The 523-nt window shown below is 57.7% G+C and carries 1 pseudogene; it reads right to left on the minus strand.

From position 1 onward, the window contains the following. Positions 1-523, minus strand: a pseudogene (locus AC1RTQ_RS24175) (transposase); the annotation flags it as partial.

Consider the following 523-nt stretch of genomic DNA (forward strand, 5'->3'; position numbering starts at 1 on the left):
ACGCATTCCTCTGGTGCGCCGCAGATGCTCCAGAAGCTCTTTCTTCAAGGCTCCGCGTGTTTGGACGAAGAGCGTGCAATAGATGGCTTCGTGAGACACCTACATATCCTTTGCGCCCGGGTAAGTTCGTTTGAGCCACCCTGCTATTTACTCGGGTGACCATTGACTTTGTAATTTACCCGCCACGATCTGTGCCAGCGCAGGATTGCAGGCCAACTTGCACGCCTTTGGGCGACGTGCCCGCCCCCAGGCAGCCTCGTCTGCCTTTGTAGCTCGGTAGCAAGTCTTGCCGCCATTGCGCATGAGTTCTCGGCTGATAGTGGATGCTGCTCGCTTCAAGCGCCTGGCAACGCAGCGGATAGATTCACCTGCGGCCAACGCCCTGGAGATTTCTTCTCGCTCAGAAATGCTCAATGCCCAGCGAGACCGACGCCTCGCTGGTGGCAGGATGCCACCCGTCGCACTCAAGATGGTGTGAATGGACGAGTGTGGTCGGTCAAACAGCTTGCCGATCTCGTGCAGG

The organism is Comamonas sp. GW821-FHT11H03 (assembly GCF_058807955.1).